Source organism: Mesorhizobium sp. CA10, assembly GCF_020165285.1.
Taxonomy (GTDB): domain Bacteria; phylum Pseudomonadota; class Alphaproteobacteria; order Rhizobiales; family Rhizobiaceae; genus Mesorhizobium.
Genome location: NZ_JAIUHV010000004.1, coordinates 183492 through 199528 on the forward strand (window position 1 = coordinate 183492; position 16037 = coordinate 199528).

Annotated in this window: 26 protein-coding genes; 10 read left to right on the top strand and 16 right to left on the bottom strand. The window is 62.4% G+C overall.

From position 1 onward, the window contains the following. The first annotated feature begins 56 nt into the window (after positions 1-56). On the top strand, positions 57-515 hold the full coding sequence (locus tag LB535_RS11130) for an Lrp/AsnC family transcriptional regulator (protein WP_224632201.1): 459 nt from the start codon (positions 57-59) through the stop codon (positions 513-515). A gap of 41 nt (positions 516-556) precedes the next feature. Here LB535_RS11130 and LB535_RS11135 read toward each other — a convergent pair whose 3' ends face one another. From LB535_RS11135 to LB535_RS29060, 5 genes are all read right to left on the bottom strand, one after another. Then, positions 557-877 (bottom strand): plasmid stabilization protein, encoded by a 321-nt coding sequence (locus LB535_RS11135; RefSeq protein ID WP_095768382.1) that lies wholly within the window; start codon positions 875-877, stop codon positions 557-559. Positions 878-913: 36 nt separating this feature from the next. Beyond that, positions 914-1111 (bottom strand): hypothetical protein, encoded by a 198-nt coding sequence (locus LB535_RS11140; RefSeq protein ID WP_095768383.1) that lies wholly within the window; start codon positions 1109-1111, stop codon positions 914-916. A gap of 50 nt (positions 1112-1161) precedes the next feature. Beyond that, positions 1162-1380, bottom strand: coding sequence for a hypothetical protein (locus LB535_RS11145; protein ID WP_140840683.1), 219 nt, complete (start codon positions 1378-1380; stop codon positions 1162-1164). Positions 1381-1407: 27 nt separating this feature from the next. After that, positions 1408-1902: a hypothetical protein gene (locus tag LB535_RS11150; protein ID WP_224632382.1), complete on the bottom strand. Its 495-nt coding sequence runs from the start codon at positions 1900-1902 to the stop codon at positions 1408-1410. Positions 1903-2046: 144 nt separating this feature from the next. Beyond that, the gene (locus LB535_RS29060) at positions 2047-2262 is read right to left on the bottom strand and encodes a KGG domain-containing protein (protein ID WP_095768385.1); all 216 of its coding nucleotides are present in this window, start codon (positions 2260-2262) and stop codon (positions 2047-2049) included. A gap of 274 nt (positions 2263-2536) precedes the next feature. On the opposite strand from LB535_RS29060, the gene LB535_RS11160 reads away from it, so the two are divergent. Further along, a complete protein-coding gene (locus LB535_RS11160) occupies positions 2537-2809 on the top strand; it encodes a hypothetical protein (protein ID WP_224632202.1) in 273 nt (90 codons plus the stop codon). 55 nt (positions 2810-2864) lie between these two features. Here LB535_RS11160 and LB535_RS11165 read toward each other — a convergent pair whose 3' ends face one another. Both LB535_RS11165 and LB535_RS11170 read right to left on the bottom strand, forming a co-directional pair. Beyond that, complete coding sequence (locus LB535_RS11165) at positions 2865-3758, bottom strand: alpha/beta fold hydrolase (RefSeq protein ID WP_224632203.1); 894 nt, start codon at positions 3756-3758, stop codon at positions 2865-2867. A gap of 39 nt (positions 3759-3797) precedes the next feature. Then, positions 3798-4028 carry a DUF6894 family protein gene (locus LB535_RS11170; protein ID WP_095768388.1) on the bottom strand — a complete coding sequence of 77 codons (231 nt, stop codon included), beginning with the start codon at positions 4026-4028 and terminating at the stop codon, positions 3798-3800. Positions 4029-4191: 163 nt separating this feature from the next. On the opposite strand from LB535_RS11170, the gene LB535_RS11175 reads away from it, so the two are divergent. Further along, positions 4192-4911, top strand: a complete 720-nt coding sequence (locus LB535_RS11175; RefSeq protein ID WP_224632204.1) for a Crp/Fnr family transcriptional regulator — start codon at positions 4192-4194, stop codon at positions 4909-4911. Positions 4912-4915: 4 nt separating this feature from the next. Here the strand turns inward: LB535_RS11175 and LB535_RS11180 are convergent, their stop codons facing one another. After that, positions 4916-5215 carry a DUF982 domain-containing protein gene (locus tag LB535_RS11180; RefSeq protein ID WP_095768390.1) on the bottom strand — a complete coding sequence of 100 codons (300 nt, stop codon included), beginning with the start codon at positions 5213-5215 and terminating at the stop codon, positions 4916-4918. A 545-nt stretch (positions 5216-5760) separates the two neighbouring features. On the opposite strand from LB535_RS11180, the gene LB535_RS11185 reads away from it, so the two are divergent. Together LB535_RS11185 and LB535_RS11190 are read left to right on the top strand one after the other, a co-directional pair. Beyond that, positions 5761-6780: an SDR family oxidoreductase gene (locus LB535_RS11185; RefSeq protein WP_224632205.1), complete on the top strand. Its 1020-nt coding sequence runs from the start codon at positions 5761-5763 to the stop codon at positions 6778-6780. Between the two features lie 19 nt (positions 6781-6799). Next, positions 6800-7105 carry a hypothetical protein gene (locus LB535_RS11190; protein WP_095768391.1) on the top strand — a complete coding sequence of 102 codons (306 nt, stop codon included), beginning with the start codon at positions 6800-6802 and terminating at the stop codon, positions 7103-7105. Positions 7106-7127: 22 nt separating this feature from the next. Here the strand turns inward: LB535_RS11190 and LB535_RS11195 are convergent, their stop codons facing one another. Continuing rightward, the gene (locus tag LB535_RS11195; RefSeq protein ID WP_224632206.1) at positions 7128-7313 is read right to left on the bottom strand and encodes a hypothetical protein; all 186 of its coding nucleotides are present in this window, start codon (positions 7311-7313) and stop codon (positions 7128-7130) included. Positions 7314-7580: 267 nt separating this feature from the next. Between LB535_RS11195 and LB535_RS11200 the strand changes: the two genes are divergently transcribed. Further along, complete coding sequence (locus LB535_RS11200) at positions 7581-8684, top strand: flavodoxin family protein (RefSeq protein WP_095768393.1); 1104 nt, start codon at positions 7581-7583, stop codon at positions 8682-8684. 9 nt (positions 8685-8693) lie between these two features. Continuing rightward, positions 8694-9752, top strand: coding sequence for a YihY/virulence factor BrkB family protein (locus LB535_RS11205; RefSeq protein ID WP_224530875.1), 1059 nt, complete (start codon positions 8694-8696; stop codon positions 9750-9752). 26 nt (positions 9753-9778) lie between these two features. Here the strand turns inward: LB535_RS11205 and LB535_RS11210 are convergent, their stop codons facing one another. The 5 genes from LB535_RS11210 to LB535_RS11230 all read right to left on the bottom strand — a co-directional run bounded on the left by LB535_RS11210 (position 9779) and on the right by LB535_RS11230 (position 13302). Next, complete coding sequence (locus tag LB535_RS11210) at positions 9779-9991, bottom strand: hypothetical protein (protein WP_224530878.1); 213 nt, start codon at positions 9989-9991, stop codon at positions 9779-9781. Positions 9992-10372: 381 nt separating this feature from the next. After that, the gene (locus LB535_RS11215) at positions 10373-10660 is read right to left on the bottom strand and encodes a DUF982 domain-containing protein (protein WP_224530880.1); all 288 of its coding nucleotides are present in this window, start codon (positions 10658-10660) and stop codon (positions 10373-10375) included. Positions 10661-10686: 26 nt separating this feature from the next. Continuing rightward, positions 10687-10989: a DUF982 domain-containing protein gene (locus LB535_RS11220; RefSeq protein ID WP_140840699.1), complete on the bottom strand. Its 303-nt coding sequence runs from the start codon at positions 10987-10989 to the stop codon at positions 10687-10689. Between the two features lie 286 nt (positions 10990-11275). Beyond that, on the bottom strand, positions 11276-11788 hold the full coding sequence (locus LB535_RS11225) for a ferritin-like domain-containing protein (RefSeq protein WP_224530884.1): 513 nt from the start codon (positions 11786-11788) through the stop codon (positions 11276-11278). A 203-nt stretch (positions 11789-11991) separates the two neighbouring features. Beyond that, a complete protein-coding gene (locus tag LB535_RS11230) occupies positions 11992-13302 on the bottom strand; it encodes an Nramp family divalent metal transporter (RefSeq protein ID WP_224632207.1) in 1311 nt (436 codons plus the stop codon). A 404-nt stretch (positions 13303-13706) separates the two neighbouring features. On the opposite strand from LB535_RS11230, the gene LB535_RS11235 reads away from it, so the two are divergent. Both LB535_RS11235 and LB535_RS11240 read left to right on the top strand, forming a co-directional pair. Continuing rightward, complete coding sequence (locus tag LB535_RS11235; protein ID WP_095768399.1) at positions 13707-13916, top strand: cold-shock protein; 210 nt, start codon at positions 13707-13709, stop codon at positions 13914-13916. Positions 13917-14022: 106 nt separating this feature from the next. Continuing rightward, positions 14023-14217: a hypothetical protein gene (locus LB535_RS11240; RefSeq protein WP_224632208.1), complete on the top strand. Its 195-nt coding sequence runs from the start codon at positions 14023-14025 to the stop codon at positions 14215-14217. 94 nt (positions 14218-14311) lie between these two features. Here the strand turns inward: LB535_RS11240 and LB535_RS11245 are convergent, their stop codons facing one another. Together LB535_RS11245 and LB535_RS11250 are read right to left on the bottom strand one after the other, a co-directional pair. Continuing rightward, the gene (locus LB535_RS11245; RefSeq protein ID WP_095768501.1) at positions 14312-14512 is read right to left on the bottom strand and encodes a hypothetical protein; all 201 of its coding nucleotides are present in this window, start codon (positions 14510-14512) and stop codon (positions 14312-14314) included. A 358-nt stretch (positions 14513-14870) separates the two neighbouring features. After that, positions 14871-15074 carry a CsbD family protein gene (locus LB535_RS11250; RefSeq protein ID WP_095768401.1) on the bottom strand — a complete coding sequence of 68 codons (204 nt, stop codon included), beginning with the start codon at positions 15072-15074 and terminating at the stop codon, positions 14871-14873. A 546-nt stretch (positions 15075-15620) separates the two neighbouring features. On the opposite strand from LB535_RS11250, the gene LB535_RS11255 reads away from it, so the two are divergent. Beyond that, positions 15621-16034 carry an HD domain-containing protein gene (locus tag LB535_RS11255; protein WP_140840707.1) on the top strand — a complete coding sequence of 138 codons (414 nt, stop codon included), beginning with the start codon at positions 15621-15623 and terminating at the stop codon, positions 16032-16034. Positions 16035-16037: the final 3 nt, after the last annotated feature.

The following is a 16037-nucleotide window of genomic DNA, read 5'->3' on the forward strand; positions in this document are numbered from 1 at the left end:
CTGCCAAAATTTAGCATTGAATAGCGCGTTCAAGCAAGAGATTGGAATTTGGCACTATGAAGCTGGATGAGATCGACAGGCGCATTCTGCGCGTCCTGCAGCGCGACGGGCGCATGGCCAACAACGATCTGGCCAAGGAAGTCGGCCTCTCGCCGTCGCCTTGCCTGCGGCGCGTCAAGTTGCTGGAGGAGGCCGGTGTCATCGATCGCTACGTCGCGGTCCTCAACCCGGCCAAGATCGGCCGCGGCCAGACCTTTTTCACCCGCATCTGGCTGAAGCAGCAGGATGAGGACACGATCGAGCATTTCGCCGCCGAGGTGGCGAAATTCCCCGAAGTGATGGAGTGCTATCTGATGCTGGGCGACTGCGACGCGATGGTGCGGATCGTGGCGGCCGGCATCGACGACTACCGCCGCTTCCAGTCGGAGCATCTGAGCCGCATCAAGGGCGTGCAGAACGTCAAGACGGATGTGCCAAGCCAGACGATCAAGCAGACCTCGGAGATGCCGCTGTGAGGCTCTTGCCTTCTCCACAACAAGGGGAGAAGGCAAAGTCCTCAATGATGGGCGTGGTGCTCCGCGTTGCGCTTGCGCGTGGCCGCTGCCTTCTTCGCGGAAGCGGAGCGCGCGGCCGCGGATCGCTCGCCCGAAGCCTTGCCGCCAGCCTTCCCGCCCTTATGCGCCGCCGGATGGCCGGTGTGCTTGCCGCGGCCGGAGCCGCCTGCCTTCTTGCCGCCGGCGTCGTCCTTGTTGACCGTCGCCCAGGCGCGCCGCTCGGCTTCCTTCTCGGACACGCCGCGCTTTTCATAGCCTTCGGCGATATGGTCGGCCTTGCGTTCCTGCTTGTCGGTGTATTTCGATTTATCTCCTCGTGGCATTGTCCTGCTCCTTGTTGCGCTGAGTGATTGAGAGTCTCAGGAACTCTTTTTCTTGGCGACGTCGCCGAGGTCGGCCCGTTCCGGATCCTTGTTGTTCTCGTCGGCCGCGTCGCGATCCTCGTCGGGATCATCCTTGGCCGGCAGATAGCCGCGCGGCTTGTTGGCCTTCGGGCCTTCCCAGCGCGGCCATTGATCGGAGGTTCCGGGACGTCCGGTATTGGGTGAATTGCTCATCTTAACCTCGCTTTCGAGAAAGCCGTTTGCCCTCCATCCTTGGAGAACCGTCAGCCTTCCGCTTTCATGGTCCGTGCGATCTTCAAGAGTTTGTCGCGGTCGTGCCCGTGCTCGCGGATCAGTTCGCGCGCCTGCTTCGGCGACAGATCGGTGTTCTCCGCCAGGAAGCGCACGTCGGGATCGTCGCCGCCCTTGGTCGGCAAATTGCCGGTCGCCGTCGCATCGGCGGCGCCCGGCCGGTTCGGTATATTGTCGTTCGCCTGGGTCATCGCAGGCCTCCTTCGATTTCCGCCGTATCAGTCCGCTGTCTGGGTGTGCCTGCGGCGCGCTTCCTTCTTGCGGCGCAGCACCTCGTCGGTGCCGACGATGTCCTTCGAGCCGCCGGTGATCGCGGTCGAGACCACGGCCGGCGGATCGCTTGCCGGAAAGGAGTCCTCAAGGCCGGACTGCAACTGTTCCTCCAGCGTATCCGGGTCTTCCGAACGGCCTTCGGCGCGACGTCCGTCGATCTCTTCCAGATCTTGCTTGGCGTCGGGATGCTCGCGCACATTGCGCAGCGTCGACACGACGAGTTCGACGGCGAATTCCTTCATCTCCTCGCCGTGCGGAGCGGCGACGTCAGTCTCCTCGATCAGGCGAACAAGCGATTGTTCGAGCTTGTCCAACTCGCGCATGCCCTGGCAGTGCCCAAGTTTCTGCGCCAGAGCTTGGATCAGCAACGGACCGAAGGTCGAGTAAGCTTGCATGCGGGTCTCATCCACCTGTTCGGGATGAAGCGTTTGCAGCGACATTGATGCCTCCGTTCAAACTCCTGCGACGGCAGCCTGGGCAACCGACTGAAGAGGAACTGGAGGGCGGGGCAGAAGTTCCATCGCGGGGTCGATCCCGCGGGCAGATGAAATGGCGTCCGTGAAGGACACGGACGCCATTTGAATTCAGCGCTGACCGCCTTTACGGCCGGCCTCGGAGGCGCGCTGGCGGTCTTCGGCGAAGTTGCCGCTGCCACCCCGGTGCTGGCCGGCGCTCCGCTGACCCATGTTGCGGTCCTCGGCCTGCTGCTGCCCGCTGCCGCGATGCTGGTCTTCGCGGTTCTTGTGGCTCTGCTGGCCGGCTTTGACGTGCTGTTCGTGGGTTCCGCCTTGATTGGGCATATCGAATTCTCCGTTGGTTCGGATTTTCTTGAGGGTGATTCAAGGACGCGTCCAACATCCCTGAGTAAGGGCAACAGGCACCGGCAACCGATGTTCCGGTCGAAACATTTTGTGACTCGTCAGACTGAAGTCCGATCCGGCCAGCGCATTGGGCTGGCTTGTGCAACCAAACCTCCTTTTGCGAATTGGTGAGCGGCCGACGAGAAAGCCCCCTCCATCGCCGGCTATCATGGTGCCCGCCGGTCAGCCCCGCGCAATTCCGGCGGGCACCGTTATGCATAAACAGAAGGCCGCGCAGCCGACCTCGGAGCGAGACGACGTTTTGACCTATATCTCTGCAAAGCCCGCTCGGCAGGATGCCGAAAGCCTGCCTGCCAATGACAACCAGCGTACCACCCTTGCCGATCTTTCGTTCCTCGACATCATCAATGACGAGGACGAGGTCGCCGATATTGCCAGGCGCGCAGAGCGTCTCGGCCATGCCGCGCTCATCGCAATGGCGATCGGCCTGGCGGCCCTGCCGTTGCTCTGGCTGATGCTGAGGTGAGCCAGGCCGACCGGCCGCTTGGCCGGCCGGCGCCATCTGCCGGAAAGGATCGCCTCTATCTTCCGGAAAAGAAGGCGTCGAGCGTGGCCGCCGTTTCGATCGGCGATTCCTCCGGAAAGAAATGGCCGCCGGGCATCGCCCCGCCGCTGGCATCGTCGGCCCAGTTCCGCCATATGCCCAGCGGTCCGTCTTCGTCCCGATACCAATCGGCCAGTGCGCCATGCTCGCTCCACAGCGCCAGCACGGGGCAGGATATACGCCGGCCGGCCTCGCGGTCCGCATGGTCGTGCAGCCGGTCGAGCGAAGCCGCCGCGCGATACTCTTCGCAGATGGCGTGGATATGCGCCGGATCGCGCAGCGCATCGACATAAGCCTGCCGTACGCCGGGCGGGAATGCGTCGGCTGTGGATCCCCAGCCGGAAAGCGCATTGTCGACGATTGCTTCGGCCGTCGCCGCCAATATCGTCTCCGGCAGCGGCTCGGGCTGCGCCAGCAGCGACCATGGCCAAAAGCCTAGCGCCATCCTGGCATCGGCCCGGTCCCAGACCTCGGCGGTAGGGACGATGTCGAGCACGGCGAGCTTCTCGACACGGTCCGGATGATCGAGCGCCAGCCGGTAGGCGACGCGCCCGCCGCGATCATGGCCGGCGACCAGGAAACGTTGGAAGCCGAGGTCCCCCATGAGCGCCGCCATGTCGGCCGCCATGGCGCGCTTGCCGTAGGGCGCATGGTCGGCGGCCGATGGCGGGCAGGAGCTTTGCCCATAACCGCGCAGATCGGCACAGACGACGCTGAAATCCCGCGCCAGGCTGGGCGCCACGTCGCGCCACATCGCATGCGTTTCGGGAAAGCCGTGCAGCAGGAGCAGGCCAGGCCCGCTGCCGCCATGGCGGACGAAGATACGCGCCTCGCCGGTGTCTATTTCCAATGTGTCAAAATCGGCGAACATGCTTGGCTCCGGCGGGATGCGATGCGGATGGCAAAGGCCTCACTTCCAGGCCGAGTCCAGCGTCAGCGAAGCCTCGAATATCTGCTCCTTCTCGGTGCGCAGCTTCACGGTGATCTTCAACTGTTCGGTCCCGGGCGCCTCGTCGCGGGCAATGTCGTGCAGGATGCGCAACGCCTCAAGACGGGCACGCTCGCGGTCGGCAAAAAGCTGCCCGTGGTCGTCAATCTGGCCATGCTCGGCGTTATGGAGGTCGAAATAGTAGCGTTCCATCGATGAAGCACTCCGGGCGTTTGGCAAGTTCAATCCCTGGCCCCGATCATGGTTCCAAGCGGTTGATCCCCAGGAGAATCCGCGCTGCGCCGGCCCTTGCTGCGCCGCCGCCTGCAACCGGCCCGGCCCTGCGGCGTTAGCTGTTGCGCATGGAGAACCGCGGATGCTGGAATCGCTTTACCTCAACCTGGGCCAGCATGACGCGCTGTCAGAAGAAGAGAAGGCGCTGCTCGCGGGCGCCATGCCGCTCGAAAGATACGTCGCCGCCGGCGAGGATATCGTCACGGAAGGCACGCGGCCGACCTACAGCACGCTCATCATCGACGGGTTTGCCGCCCGCTACAAAGTATTGGAGCACGGCGGCCGCCAGTTCACCTCGCTGCAGGTCGCGGGCGATTTCGTCGACCTTCATGCGTTTTTGCTGAAGACGATGGACCATGGCATCGTCGCGCTATCTCCCTGCCACGTCGCCGCAGCGGAGCATAGCAAGCTCAAGACGATTACCGAGCAGGCGCCGCACCTTACCCGGCTGTTGTGGCTGGACACGCTGGTCGATGGCGCCATCCACCGCGAATGGATCGTGGCCATGGGCCGGCGCTCCAAGACCTCCCATCTCGCGCATTTGATATGCGAGCTGTTCGTCAGGCTGCAGGTGGTGAAAAAGACGCGCGAGATGAGCTTCCATCTGCCGCTGTCGCAGGCCGAGCTCGCCGACGTGCTCGGCCTCTCCGTCGTCCATATGAACCGGGTCATCGGCACGCTGCGCCGCATGAACGTGGTCAGCTGGACGAACCATATGATCACGATCCTCGACTGGGAGCGGCTGGTTGCGATCGCCGAATTCGATCCAACCTATCTCAGCATGACGCGCGAGCCGAGATAGGCATCTAGCTGCGCGGGGTCTTGGAGCGCGACCACAACTCGTCCAGCATGGTAAGCGCGGCACTCGGCTGGGCAGGCCTCAGCAGGCCCTGCTGCGCGGCGACCTTCTTGAAGGCGGCAAAGGCGATGGCCGGACGGCAGGTGCCGGCGATCGCGTCGTCCACCAGCCGGGCCGCTTCGAGATAGGCTGGCGCCTCCTTGTTCTTCCATGCGCCTCCGAGCGCCTTCTTGGCCTCGGCGACGGTGGTGACCACCATCGTGCCGCCGCTGACGAAGCGTATGGTGAGGGGCAGGAAACGGCTCATCGGTCCTTCACCATCCGAGCCATTCGCGCGTGCGCCAGGCAAGACCGACAAAGGGCGCGGCCGTGATCATGGCGGCGGCGAGGACAAAAAGCGGGCTGTTCGTACGCATGGATTTCATGTTTCACCGTAAAAATTGCGGATGGCAGTAAACGATGACTTCGGCAGTCGGTTGCATCCGGCCGGATGGTCCGAGGCTGCAAATCCGAGGCTACATATTGCTCGCGGGCCGGGCCGGCGGCGCCGGGCGGTGCGGCGGACGTGGGCGCGGCCTGAGCGGCACTTCGGCCAGCGAAGCACGGATCACCCTGACGGGGACTGGTGGCGCTGCGGCGCGCCGGCGCAGCATTGCGGCCGAGAGACTGCCGATGAGAGTTCGAACGTCCATGTGGACTCCTCCTGAAGAGTCCCCCAGCGACCAAGCGTTAGCACCGCGGCCGGGCGGCCGCATTTAACTTTGATGTACGCGCAGGCATCTCGGCGAGGTGCGGCGATCCAGGGGCCAACCTTTTCCGTTGGCATGCGTTGTCCTCCGAAAGGAGACCACCATGCCGACCAGCAGCCGAACGAAAACCGACACAGCCAGAAAATCAGCGACCGCCAAGAAGACAGACACGGCGAAGGCCGCGAACAGGCAGCGCGGCGTGCAGCGCAAAGTCGACGCCACCGACCGCAGCAAGCCGAAACCCAAATCGCCGGGCGCCATGCAGGCCGGAGCACGCCCGTACCCGGTACCGCCTTTTCCCAAGCAGCATCATCCCAAGCCCGGCGAGGAATGGGCTATCGAGCCGGCGCCGCTTTATGATGCGCCCTTCTGGCAAGGATCGGGCAAGCTCAAAGACAAGGTCGCGCTGATCACCGGCGGCGATTCCGGCATCGGCCGCGCTGTGGCCGTGCTTTTCGCACGCGAGGGTGCCGATGTCGCCATCGCCTATCTCAGCGAGGACCGCGATGCCGAGGCGACTAAGCATGCGATCGAGGCGGAGGGCAGGCGCTGCATCACCTTGCGCGGCGACGTGGCCGAACGCGCCTTCTGCCGCAAGGCGGTGGCGGAAACGCTCAAGGCCTTTGGCAAGCTCGACGTGCTGGTCAACAATGCCGCCTTTCAAATCCACTCCACCGATTTCGCCGATCTGACCGAGGAGCATTTCGACACCACGCTGAAGACCAATCTCTACGGCTATTTCCACATGGCGCAGGAAGCTGTGCCGCACATGAAGCCGGGCTCGGCGATCATCAACACGGGTTCGGTCACCGGCATCGAGGGTTCGAAGGAACTGGTCGACTACTCGATGACCAAGGGCGGCATTCACGCCTTCACCCGCGCTCTCTCCGGCAACCTCATCTCGAAGGGTATCCGCGTCAATGCGGTGGCGCCGGGTCCGGTCTGGACGCCGCTCAACCCATCCGAAAAACAAGCGGAAGACGTTTCGCAGTTCGGCGCCAAGACGCCGATGAAGCGGCCCGCCCAGCCGGAAGAGATCGCGCCGTCCTACGTGTTCCTGGCCTCGCCGCAATGCTCAAGCTACATCACCGGCGAAATCCTGCCGATCATCGGGGGTTACTGACACCCATGAGGAGGATCTCATGAAAAAAGCGCTTCTCATTGCAGTCGTCACCCTGATCCCGGCCCTGCCGGCGGTGGCCCAGAATGCCGCCCAGCCGAACGACCAGCAGGCGCAGAACTGCCAGGCCAAGCCCGACGCCAACGACCAGCAGCAGAAACAGAAGCAGCAGGCCGACACCGATGAGCTGTCGAAAAAACTCGGCAATTGCGGCGGCGTGCTGAAGCCGCCGCCGACCGGCGACAAAAACGCGACGCCGCCGCCCCCGACAGGCAGCGACATGCCGGTGATCAAGCCGGGCGAAATTCCGCCGCAGACCGGCCAATGAGGCCGTCTTCAACAACAAGGGTTCAATGCTTGCGCTTCTCGCCTTCGGTCGCCCTGGCGGCCGGCAAGTTGTGGGCCTCGCGTATCATCTGCAATGCCTCCTCACGCGTGAGGCCGCATTTGCGGGCAAAATAAGCCGCTTCGAGGATCTCGGCCTCGGAAGCCGCCGAAACAGTGGAAGCCGGCCGTCTGTGCTTCTTCTTGGCCATCGGTTCACCGCGCCATGAATCACTTAGCCAGCTAAATATAGGCCCGTTGTTTCTCATTGCAAATTCACCGCTGCTTTTGGCGATCCTGCTGGGCTGCCTGTGCCATTGGGAACCATTGCACCGGCACAGGATTGTGACTTGCGGGCCGCGTCAGCCGGACCTGGTGGCAAAGAGAACAGGGCTGGTTTCTCCGGCTTCCCGCCCTGGCCAACGAAAAGGCAGTCGAGCTCTTGTCCCACCCGGCCCGCTCCGAGCTTGGGGCAGTACATGGCAGTGGATACGGAATTAAACGGTGGCGGCGTCGAACCGCGCAAGGGCATGCCCAGCCCGCGTCTCGGCGAGAGCGAGTTCAAGCAACGCTACAGGAAGCTGTTCTACGATCCGGCCTTCGAGCCGGAGGCCGAAGCCATAGGCAGGCTGGCCGAAATCGCTTGGCAGGCCTATAGCGAGGAACGCAAAAGTCCGGTGACCCGCAAAGCGGGAGAGGGTTTTCACGACCCAAGCTACGATCTCTCCGTCGAATGGATCGCCGCTCACGATGCGGTCAAGGCCGCGCAACGGCGCCACGAGGACAGAACTGCACCCTCGCGCATCCTGATCATCAACGGCTCCTCACGCAGCGAGCATACTTGCCCGGGCGAAATGTCGAAAAGCTTTCGTCTCGTCGAACTGGCGCGCCGCGCCATTGCCGGCAGGCCGGGCTTTTCCGTTGAAGTGCTCGATCTGTCGCGGCTCGCTTCCGAATATGGCCGCAGGATCTACCCTTGCAAGGCCTGCTTCTCGACAGCGGCGGCGCTCTGCCACTGGCCGTGCTCGTGCTATCCGAACCATTCGCTCGGCCAGGTGCACGACTGGATGAACGACATTTATCCCCTTTGGGTCGAGGCACATGGCGTGATGATCGTCACGCCCGTCAACTGGTACCAGACCTCCTCGCCGGTGAAGTTGATGATGGACCGGCTGGTCTGCGCTGACGGTGGCAATCCCGATCCGTCTTTGACGCAGGGCAAGGATGCAGCGCTTGCCAAGCAAGCCGAACTCGCTGGCTGGAGCTATCCCCGCCATCTCGAAGGCCGGTTGTTTTCGGTTGTCGTTCATGGCGATACGGAAGGCGCTGCGAACGTGCGGCATGCGCTTGCCGACTGGCTGCGTTCGATGAAGCTCGATCCCGTCGGCGAGATTGCCGAACTCGATCGCTATATTGGCTACTGGAAGCCCTATGCAACCAGCCATGACGAGCTCGACGCTGACAAGGACGTTCAGGTTGAAGTAACCAACGCCGCGCTAGCCCTGGCCGAAGCGGTGGCGAGGCGCCGGGCAGGGGAATTCCCCACCATCGGAGCCGACCTCAAGGATCCACGCCCAAAATAGAGGAAGAAGATGCCGCGCTGGGCCAACGAAGGCTGGACAATCCTCAAGGAAAGCGTCTCCGGCTACATTGCCGACAATGCGCTGAGCCACGGCGCGGCGATGGCCTTCTACGCCACCACCTCGCTGGCGCCGATCCTGCTGATCGTGGTCGCGATCGCCGGGTTCGTCATCGGCAACGATGCCGCGCAACTGGCGCTCTCGGCACAAATATCGGGCGTCATGGGACCGCAGAGCGCTGATCTTCTCAAGGCAACGGTCGAGACCGCCTCGCAGCGCGGGTCCGGTACTTTGGCCGCCTTGATCGGGCTGGTCACGCTTTTAATCACCGCGTCCGGCGTCTTCGGCGAGATGCAGCAGACATTGAACGAGATCTGGAAGGTCAAGCCCACCAGCGTGTCGTTTTCGCGCCTGGTGCGGGCGAGGGCGGTGAGCCTCGGACTTGTGGCGGCGCTCGGCTTCCTGCTGCTGGTGTCGCTTGCAGCCAGCACTGCAATCGCCGCGCTTGGCGAAGTCATTAACCGCAGCCTGCCGTTTGGAACGCTGATCGTCAGCGGCATCAACACGGTCGTCTCCTTCGCATTGATCGCGCTGCTCTTCGCCGCCATCTACAAGGTCCTGCCGGACCGCACGCTCAAATGGCGCGATGTCGGCATCGGCGCCGCGGTCACGGCGCTGCTCTTCACCATCGGCAAGTCGCTGATCGGCTGGTACATCGGCACCAGCGCCATAGCGACGTCTTACGGAGCGGCGGGCGCGCTGATGGTGGTGCTGGTCTGGGTTTATTACTCGGCACAGATTTTTCTTTTCGGCGCCGAGATTACCCGCGCCTATTCGGTACGGCGCGGCAGCCGGCGCGACCTCGCGCCGGTCGTCGCGAATGCAACCGACCGGGCTGCGCTGCACCATGCCGAAGAAGTAGCCAAACCCGAGACGACGATGCCGGCCGACGCTGGTGCAAGTGTCGGCGCGGCGGCGCCTCGGGCATCCGGCGGCGGGATCGTCCTGTGGATTGTCCTCGGCAGCCTGATCACTCTGCTTGTCACGCGGGTCTTGCGCCGCTCAGGCTGATACGACCTCGTCGCCAGGCTCGTGCCTTACCGCCGTTCTTCCTGCCGTTTCTCGATTTCGTAGGACAGCCAGCGGCAGAACATGCCGATAACCGAGGTAGCGGCTCCGCCGAGCAGACAAGCAATCAACAACGGACTTTTCGAGGCACTGTCCCAGCTGACGATCGCCAGCAGCGCCACGCTCACTGTGGAAATCAGATACCCTGCACCCTTGAGAAGATGAAGCGACGATCTGGTCATGTTGGCCCGCCTTCCAATGAACAGACAATCAGGATCGAGGTTCCATTTAGCCGATATTCCTCCACGAAGGTTGCGGCATGAGGCACTTGCTGGAAACCGGGAAGGCAGGCTGGCCCGGCCGCGACATACAACTCACTTGGGACTGAAGTCGCACGCAGCGCCGCTTTGGTCCAAGCAGTGAAACCTTGGCCCGCCGTTGGTGGTTGGGGACGGTTTGACGGATATTTGAGTCCCTTCATCGTCAACTGTTTGAACGCCCATCATTCCCGCGACTGGTGGGCGTTCATTCGAGGCCAACGATCCAGTGCCAAGGGGCGGACCGGATGACATGCGGCACGCTGTGAGGCGCCCCGACAGCGGTCGCGGGGCGCGCCCCGATCCTCATCGGTAATCTGACGGCCGAGCTTTTTCTATCGCGAGGGGGATTGGTCCGTCCTCGACGAGGATATCCTTCTTGCGCGCGAATGCGGCGAAAACGCCTCGTGCGGTTTCCGCGTCGACATCACCGGCCAAAGCCGCCTTGCAGGCACGGATAGCCGCTTTCTGCTCCGGGCTATTGCCGCACCAGTCGGTCGCGAACTGATAGGCATCGACGACGGTGTTCAGTTGCCGGGGAAAGCCCAGTCCGACCCAAACGCGAAGGGGTTTCTCGAAAGGTTTGGAAAGCATCGCGAACTCCCATAACCGCGAAACTTTCAAACAGTCAGTCCGCCACCGCGGCCGCCTTTGCCGGTCATCCATGGCAAGGGCATACTCACGTCTTCGAGAATTTTGACCGACCTTGCGAAACCGCTAAAGGCATCTCTGGCGGCAGTCAGCGGATAGCCGCTGTCGAATGCCCGCTGGCAGGCACGAAGTGCCGTTTCAAAAATGGTTCCGCGCCTGTTCTTGGGCCACGCGTAGAGAAATTCCAGGGCATCTTCCAGGCACGCGATTTCCTGGATGAGGCTGTCTCCGCTCTTCACGAAAACAGGGCTGTCGAACATGCGATCGTTCATAACGTCCTCCAATCGAACGAACAATTGAGTTCAGGCAACGGCTTGGTGCCGACAGCGGCCCAAGCTCAGCGGCGATATGGGTTTGTAGATCTTGACCGTCAAGAGGCCCGGGGTCGCTGCAAGAACCGGCGCGCCAATTCTGCCATCCACGACGAATTGTCGGTCCAACAAACAGCTAAGATCGTTGGTGGCGCGGGCAGCGGCCGCCGTCGTTCGATTAGACCTGCAATGTGGCAGCGAGCCCTTGCAAGCTGCCCGGGCTCGGCGGCCGTCAGCGGATCGTCCGCTATGCGGCTTCAGCCGCGACGTTGACCGCGGATTCGGCAAGCTGGGTGAGCGCGGCGTCCGTTTCCTTTTCTTCGTTCAGCGTCTTGTCGAGCAAGGTGACGGCCTCCGTCAGGCCGAGTTCCTGCGCCCAAGTCCTGAGCGTGCCGTAGCGAGAGATCTCGTAATGCTCGACGGCTTGGGCGGCAGCCAGCAGGCCGGCGTCGAGCGAGGGCGAGCCCTTGTACTCGTCCATGATCTCGGCACCTTCCTCGGTGATGCCTATGATGGCGGCACAAGTCTTCCCCGCCGGTTTCTTATCGATCACCTCGAACACTTCCTCGAGACGGGCGACATGTTCCTCCGTCTGGTCGCGATGCTTCTCGAAGGCCATTTTCAGCGCGTCGTCCTGCGCCGCCTTCGCCATCTTGGGCAGCGTCGTCAGGATTTTCTTCTCGGCGAAATAGATATCCTTCAGCGTGTCATGGAAAAGTTCGTTGAGGCCCTTGTTCGAGGCCGCTTTCGTCGTCGCCATTCTGAATCTCCTGGTGGGGTTGGATCACCACCAACACGGCCCGACCAAAGTTGTTCCAGAAAGAAATACATGCGGCGACACAGCTAAAAGCATCAATTGTTATTGACGACGACGAAGCACCGCCGCGGCCAGGCAATTGGCCGGACCGACGCATGAACCGCCCGACTGTCGCATCTGAAAAGCCGCGTTCCCCTGCTCGGGATTCACGCAAACCACTGCGCGATGAGGCCTACTGACGAGGCTGCCATGGTCATTGTCGTTAGCCATCCCAGTGCGCGCAGCCAACCCTGAACCGGGAATTCACCCATGATGTCTTTGCGGCCGGCCATCCGCATCATGACGATCAGCACGGGAACGGCGCATATGCCGTTGATGACGGCGCTCCAGTAAAGCGCCTTGATCGGGTCGATCGGGGTAAACATGATCCCGGTGCCAAGAGCGGTCGCGGCGGCGAGTGTGACGTAAAACGCCAACGCTTCCTTCGGCTTGCGCTGCAGCCCCACCGTCCAGTGCAAGGCTTCGCCGACGGCGAAAGCCGCTGACCCCGCCAGCACCGGCACAGCCAAAAGCCCGGTGCCGATAATTCCCATCGAGAAAATGATGAAGGCGAACTTTCCGGCGGCCGGCTCCAGAGCCTTGGCCGCGTCCGTGGACGAAGCAATATCGGTCACCCCCGCCTTGTGAAGCGTGGCGGCCGTGGTGAAGATGATCGCGACGCCTATCAAATTCGAAAACGCCATTCCGACCACCGTATCGGCGCGTATCCGCCGGAATGCCCTGGAAGCTTGCCACGGCGCCCATCGCAGCGGCTTGGCGCTTGGCTTGAGTTCCTCCTCCTCGACTTCCTGCGAGGCCTGCCAGAAGAACAGATAAGGCGAGATCGTCGTGCCGAGGATCGCGAGCAGCGTGGTGAAGAAAGCGCCACTCCATTCAATGTGCGGAACAAGCAGGCCCTTGGCCGCATCGGCCCAGGCTACATTCGCGGCGAACATGGCAATGACGTAGGCGAAGAGGCTCAAAGTTGTCCATTTGAGCACTTTCGCGTAGCGGGTGTAGTCGATGAAGACGATCGCGCAGGTACAGACGATCGCGAATGCGATGACATAGAGCGGGCTCGGCCCGCCGATGAGCAGCTCCAACGCGTCCGCCATGGCGCTGAGGTCGGCACCGATATTGATGACGTTGGCGACGGAAAGCAGCACCACCACGACGCAGAGCAGCGGGGAGGGATAGTGTCTGCTGAGGTTGCCGGAAATCCCCCTGCCGGTGGTGCGGCCGATGCGGGCGGCGATCTCCTGGATCGCCGCCATCAGCGGGAAGGTGAACAGCATGGTCCAGCCGATATCAAAACCGAGCTGCGCGCCGGCTTGGCTGTAAGTTCCGATACCGGAGGGATCGTCGTCGGATGCGCCGGTGATAAAACCGGGGCCGATCGTGCGCAGGAACCGTTGCAAAGGTCCCTTCGCCGTCGTGTTGCTTCGTTCTCTCTCGATGTGCGAACCGACTTCGGCCATCCTTGGTTCTTCCATGCCCGGCCGAGCGCTGGCGCAATGGCAGCCGAGGCCAGGGGTAATCGGAGCGACTTGCACGACAGGCTCGGACAGGTGTTTTACGTAGATAAGCAAGAGCTAACGAAGATGGTGAGTAACTGGCGGCGATGACGTCGGTTCCGCCGTCATCGTCACTTTCGCATCAGAGGGCGGATCCGGTCGGGTGCCGAAAAGGGTCCAGCATAAATATATCGGGGGTTGTCTTGCCGGGAGTCAGTTTAAACGCTATATGTGTGACATCGATCTTGTTGAACGAACGTTGTTTCAGGGCTTTTGCGCCCGACGATCTTCCCTCTCAATTTCGAAAACCGTGACGTTTGGCATTCGGCCAAGCGGCGGTAATTTGCGTCGATTTGAAAGGAAATCGTATGACTACTGGAACCGTGAAGTTTTTCAACGCCACCAAGGGCTTTGGCTTCATCGAACAGGGCGGCGGCCAGCCGGACGTGTTCGTTCACATCTCCGCCGTGGAGCGCGCAGGGATGCGTTCTCTCGTCGAAGGCCAGAAGGTAAGCTTTGACGTCGTCAAGGACGCTCGCAGCGGCAAGAGCGCCGCGGAGAACCTCCAGGCAGCCTAAGCCATGCGTCGGCGCCTTTGACCACGGATGTACCGGCACAGGCGCTGGGGCTTTGAGGGAAGGTCGGGTTCGCCCGGCCTTTTTCGTTTGCATAGCGAGGTAGCAGATGGCTGATACGAATGTGTTCAAGCCGAAAGGCGACGCCAAGAACGAGGCCACTACAAAAACCGCGCGCGCCATCATCGACAGCGAGGCGGCGGCCAGGGTTGCCAAAACGGCGCGTCTTCGCAAGGCCAGGCTTGCGCAGGAGCCGGTGGAGGAGCCGGTAAAGAAGGCGAAGAAGAAGGCCGCCGCCAAATAGGGGCGCGGCGTGGGCGGCGCCGTGGCGGCCGGGCTGGGTTCACCCTTTCCTGAGATGGTCGCCCCGGCTGCGGGAAATCTCGATAAGCCTTTGATCAGTGCCGTCCCTTGAGGAACCTCGCCTCTCTCACCAGTGAAGTCCAGTCAGGGCCGATAAGCTTGATCAGTTCGCGAGCTTCGTCCTCCGAGATGTCCGTATCCTTTGCCAGGCGGCGGGCAAGCAATTCCACATCGCCCTGTGCTGGTTGAGCCGCTTTGCCATCGCCGGGTTCGGCGCCGTCGCCTCGGTTGATCATGAGCCAACTCCTTCCGGGTAGGAACTTTCGAGGCGGCGGCATGTTTCATGCGTTTCTGCAATTTGATGTCCGGGGCGTCCCGCTGGCGGCGGACCATAAGGTCCGAGGCTGATCCCGGATGCGGCGCCTTTCTGGAACCGGCGCAAGGCAGCGCGCCCGGGGCCTCCCGAAGGCAAGCCGATCCGGATAATCCAGCGCGCCTTCGGCGCGTGCGGAACTCGGCCATGGTAGCCCATCAGAGCCATTCATGCCGTTTCGACCTGCAGGTCGAGACGGATACGCCGCCGTCGCGCAGGCTTGACCGGCTTACTCAAAGGCGCTGCCGCGAGGCAACGCCCTTCGTTTTGGGAGCCGGCTGTTACCAGCCCTGCATCCTGTACCAGTCGTCGATGTCGCGGCGCACGCGATCCTTCTCCAGGCCGTAGCGTTCCTGGATTACGCCTTCGAGCTGGTCGCGCTTTCCGGCGATACGATCGAGATCGTCGTCGGTCAGCTTGCCCCACTGTTCCTTCACCTTGCCTTTAACCTGCTTCCAATTGCCTTCGACGCGGTTCCAGTCCATGGCCGGACCTCCTGTTGGACACGGAGGGCTAACGGCAACACGACCGCGAAGTTCCTGTCGAAAGCTCTTTCTGCGTCGAGGCAGGCGCTGAGCACAACGACACGAACGAATGTGCCTTCATCTGGCCGTCATAATGAACCGCCAAATTAGCAAACGCTGAACGTGACCCCCGGTCAGCATGTTCCCAAGACCTCTCTTGCCCGGCTCCTGGTCCGGGCTTCTTTTTAATGCATGTCGCCCAGAATGCGCAGCGGTTCTGGGACGACGGGCATCAAAACAAAGACTTAAAGCGTGTCGTCTGAATTCATTTCAGCGACGCGCCCAGGTGCTGGCATCCCGCCTGGAACGGGTGGCGCGGATTGGGGATGGCGCATCCTCAAAAATCCGGCAGCGTTGGAACATTAGGCCGGTGCCGAGGTTCTTGCGGCATGGATGGCGCGCAGTTTCCCCGAAGGCCCGTCATCCGGACCGGGTTCCGACCCGAGCAAGCCCGCCTCGGCCGTCCCTCGCCGGGACGGGCTTTATCGTGACGAGATCGGAAGGACCATGCTTCACCAAGCCGCCAAAATCGCCGAGCAGGCCCATCGGGGTCAGAAAGACAAGACCGGCAGACCCTACATCGAACATCTGAGACGGGTTGCCGATGCGGTCGAAACGCTGGACGAAAAGACGGTTGCCTATCTGCATGACGTGGTCGAGAAAGGCGAGGGTTGGAGTCTCGAGCGGCTGCACGGCGCCGGCTTCGGCCTGCCGGTGGTGGCGGCGGTCGATGCGCTGACCAGGCGCATGGATGAGAGCGAGGAGGGTTTCATTTTCCGCGCCGCCTCGAACGAGCTTGCCCTGCCGGTTAAGATAGCCGACCTGCGCGACAATCTGTGGCAAGCTCATCAGGCGGGCGTTGCGCCGGACCGGTATGAGACGGGCCTCGACATTCTGGGCGAGTTGGCCGCCAGGGACTGAGCG

Bases quoted from the DNA above. Each gene is read 5' to 3' on its own strand.
- LB535_RS11130 (WP_224632201.1), top strand. From the start codon at position 57: ATGAAGCTGGATGAGATCGACAGGCGCATTCTGCGCGTCCTGCAGCGC.
- LB535_RS11135 (WP_095768382.1), bottom strand. From the start codon at position 877: ATGCCACGAGGAGATAAATCGAAATACACCGACAAGCAGGAACGCAAG.
- LB535_RS11140 (WP_095768383.1), bottom strand. From the start codon at position 1,111: ATGAGCAATTCACCCAATACCGGACGTCCCGGAACCTCCGATCAATGG.
- LB535_RS11145 (WP_140840683.1), bottom strand. From the start codon at position 1,380: ATGACCCAGGCGAACGACAATATACCGAACCGGCCGGGCGCCGCCGAT.
- LB535_RS11150 (WP_224632382.1), bottom strand. From the start codon at position 1,902: ATGTCGCTGCAAACGCTTCATCCCGAACAGGTGGATGAGACCCGCATG.
- LB535_RS29060 (WP_095768385.1), bottom strand. From the start codon at position 2,262: ATGCCCAATCAAGGCGGAACCCACGAACAGCACGTCAAAGCCGGCCAG.
- LB535_RS11160 (WP_224632202.1), top strand. From the start codon at position 2,537: ATGCATAAACAGAAGGCCGCGCAGCCGACCTCGGAGCGAGACGACGTT.
- LB535_RS11165 (WP_224632203.1), bottom strand. From the start codon at position 3,758: ATGTTCGCCGATTTTGACACATTGGAAATAGACACCGGCGAGGCGCGT.
- LB535_RS11170 (WP_095768388.1), bottom strand. From the start codon at position 4,028: ATGGAACGCTACTATTTCGACCTCCATAACGCCGAGCATGGCCAGATT.
- LB535_RS11175 (WP_224632204.1), top strand. From the start codon at position 4,192: ATGCTGGAATCGCTTTACCTCAACCTGGGCCAGCATGACGCGCTGTCA.
- LB535_RS11180 (WP_095768390.1), bottom strand. From the start codon at position 5,215: ATGAGCCGTTTCCTGCCCCTCACCATACGCTTCGTCAGCGGCGGCACG.
- LB535_RS11185 (WP_224632205.1), top strand. From the start codon at position 5,761: ATGCCGACCAGCAGCCGAACGAAAACCGACACAGCCAGAAAATCAGCG.
- LB535_RS11190 (WP_095768391.1), top strand. From the start codon at position 6,800: ATGAAAAAAGCGCTTCTCATTGCAGTCGTCACCCTGATCCCGGCCCTG.
- LB535_RS11195 (WP_224632206.1), bottom strand. From the start codon at position 7,313: ATGGCCAAGAAGAAGCACAGACGGCCGGCTTCCACTGTTTCGGCGGCT.
- LB535_RS11200 (WP_095768393.1), top strand. From the start codon at position 7,581: ATGGCAGTGGATACGGAATTAAACGGTGGCGGCGTCGAACCGCGCAAG.
- LB535_RS11205 (WP_224530875.1), top strand. From the start codon at position 8,694: ATGCCGCGCTGGGCCAACGAAGGCTGGACAATCCTCAAGGAAAGCGTC.
- LB535_RS11210 (WP_224530878.1), bottom strand. From the start codon at position 9,991: ATGACCAGATCGTCGCTTCATCTTCTCAAGGGTGCAGGGTATCTGATT.
- LB535_RS11215 (WP_224530880.1), bottom strand. From the start codon at position 10,660: ATGCTTTCCAAACCTTTCGAGAAACCCCTTCGCGTTTGGGTCGGACTG.
- LB535_RS11220 (WP_140840699.1), bottom strand. From the start codon at position 10,989: ATGAACGATCGCATGTTCGACAGCCCTGTTTTCGTGAAGAGCGGAGAC.
- LB535_RS11225 (WP_224530884.1), bottom strand. From the start codon at position 11,788: ATGGCGACGACGAAAGCGGCCTCGAACAAGGGCCTCAACGAACTTTTC.
- LB535_RS11230 (WP_224632207.1), bottom strand. From the start codon at position 13,302: ATGGCCGAAGTCGGTTCGCACATCGAGAGAGAACGAAGCAACACGACG.
- LB535_RS11235 (WP_095768399.1), top strand. From the start codon at position 13,707: ATGACTACTGGAACCGTGAAGTTTTTCAACGCCACCAAGGGCTTTGGC.
- LB535_RS11240 (WP_224632208.1), top strand. From the start codon at position 14,023: ATGGCTGATACGAATGTGTTCAAGCCGAAAGGCGACGCCAAGAACGAG.
- LB535_RS11245 (WP_095768501.1), bottom strand. From the start codon at position 14,512: ATGATCAACCGAGGCGACGGCGCCGAACCCGGCGATGGCAAAGCGGCT.
- LB535_RS11250 (WP_095768401.1), bottom strand. From the start codon at position 15,074: ATGGACTGGAACCGCGTCGAAGGCAATTGGAAGCAGGTTAAAGGCAAG.
- LB535_RS11255 (WP_140840707.1), top strand. From the start codon at position 15,621: ATGCTTCACCAAGCCGCCAAAATCGCCGAGCAGGCCCATCGGGGTCAG.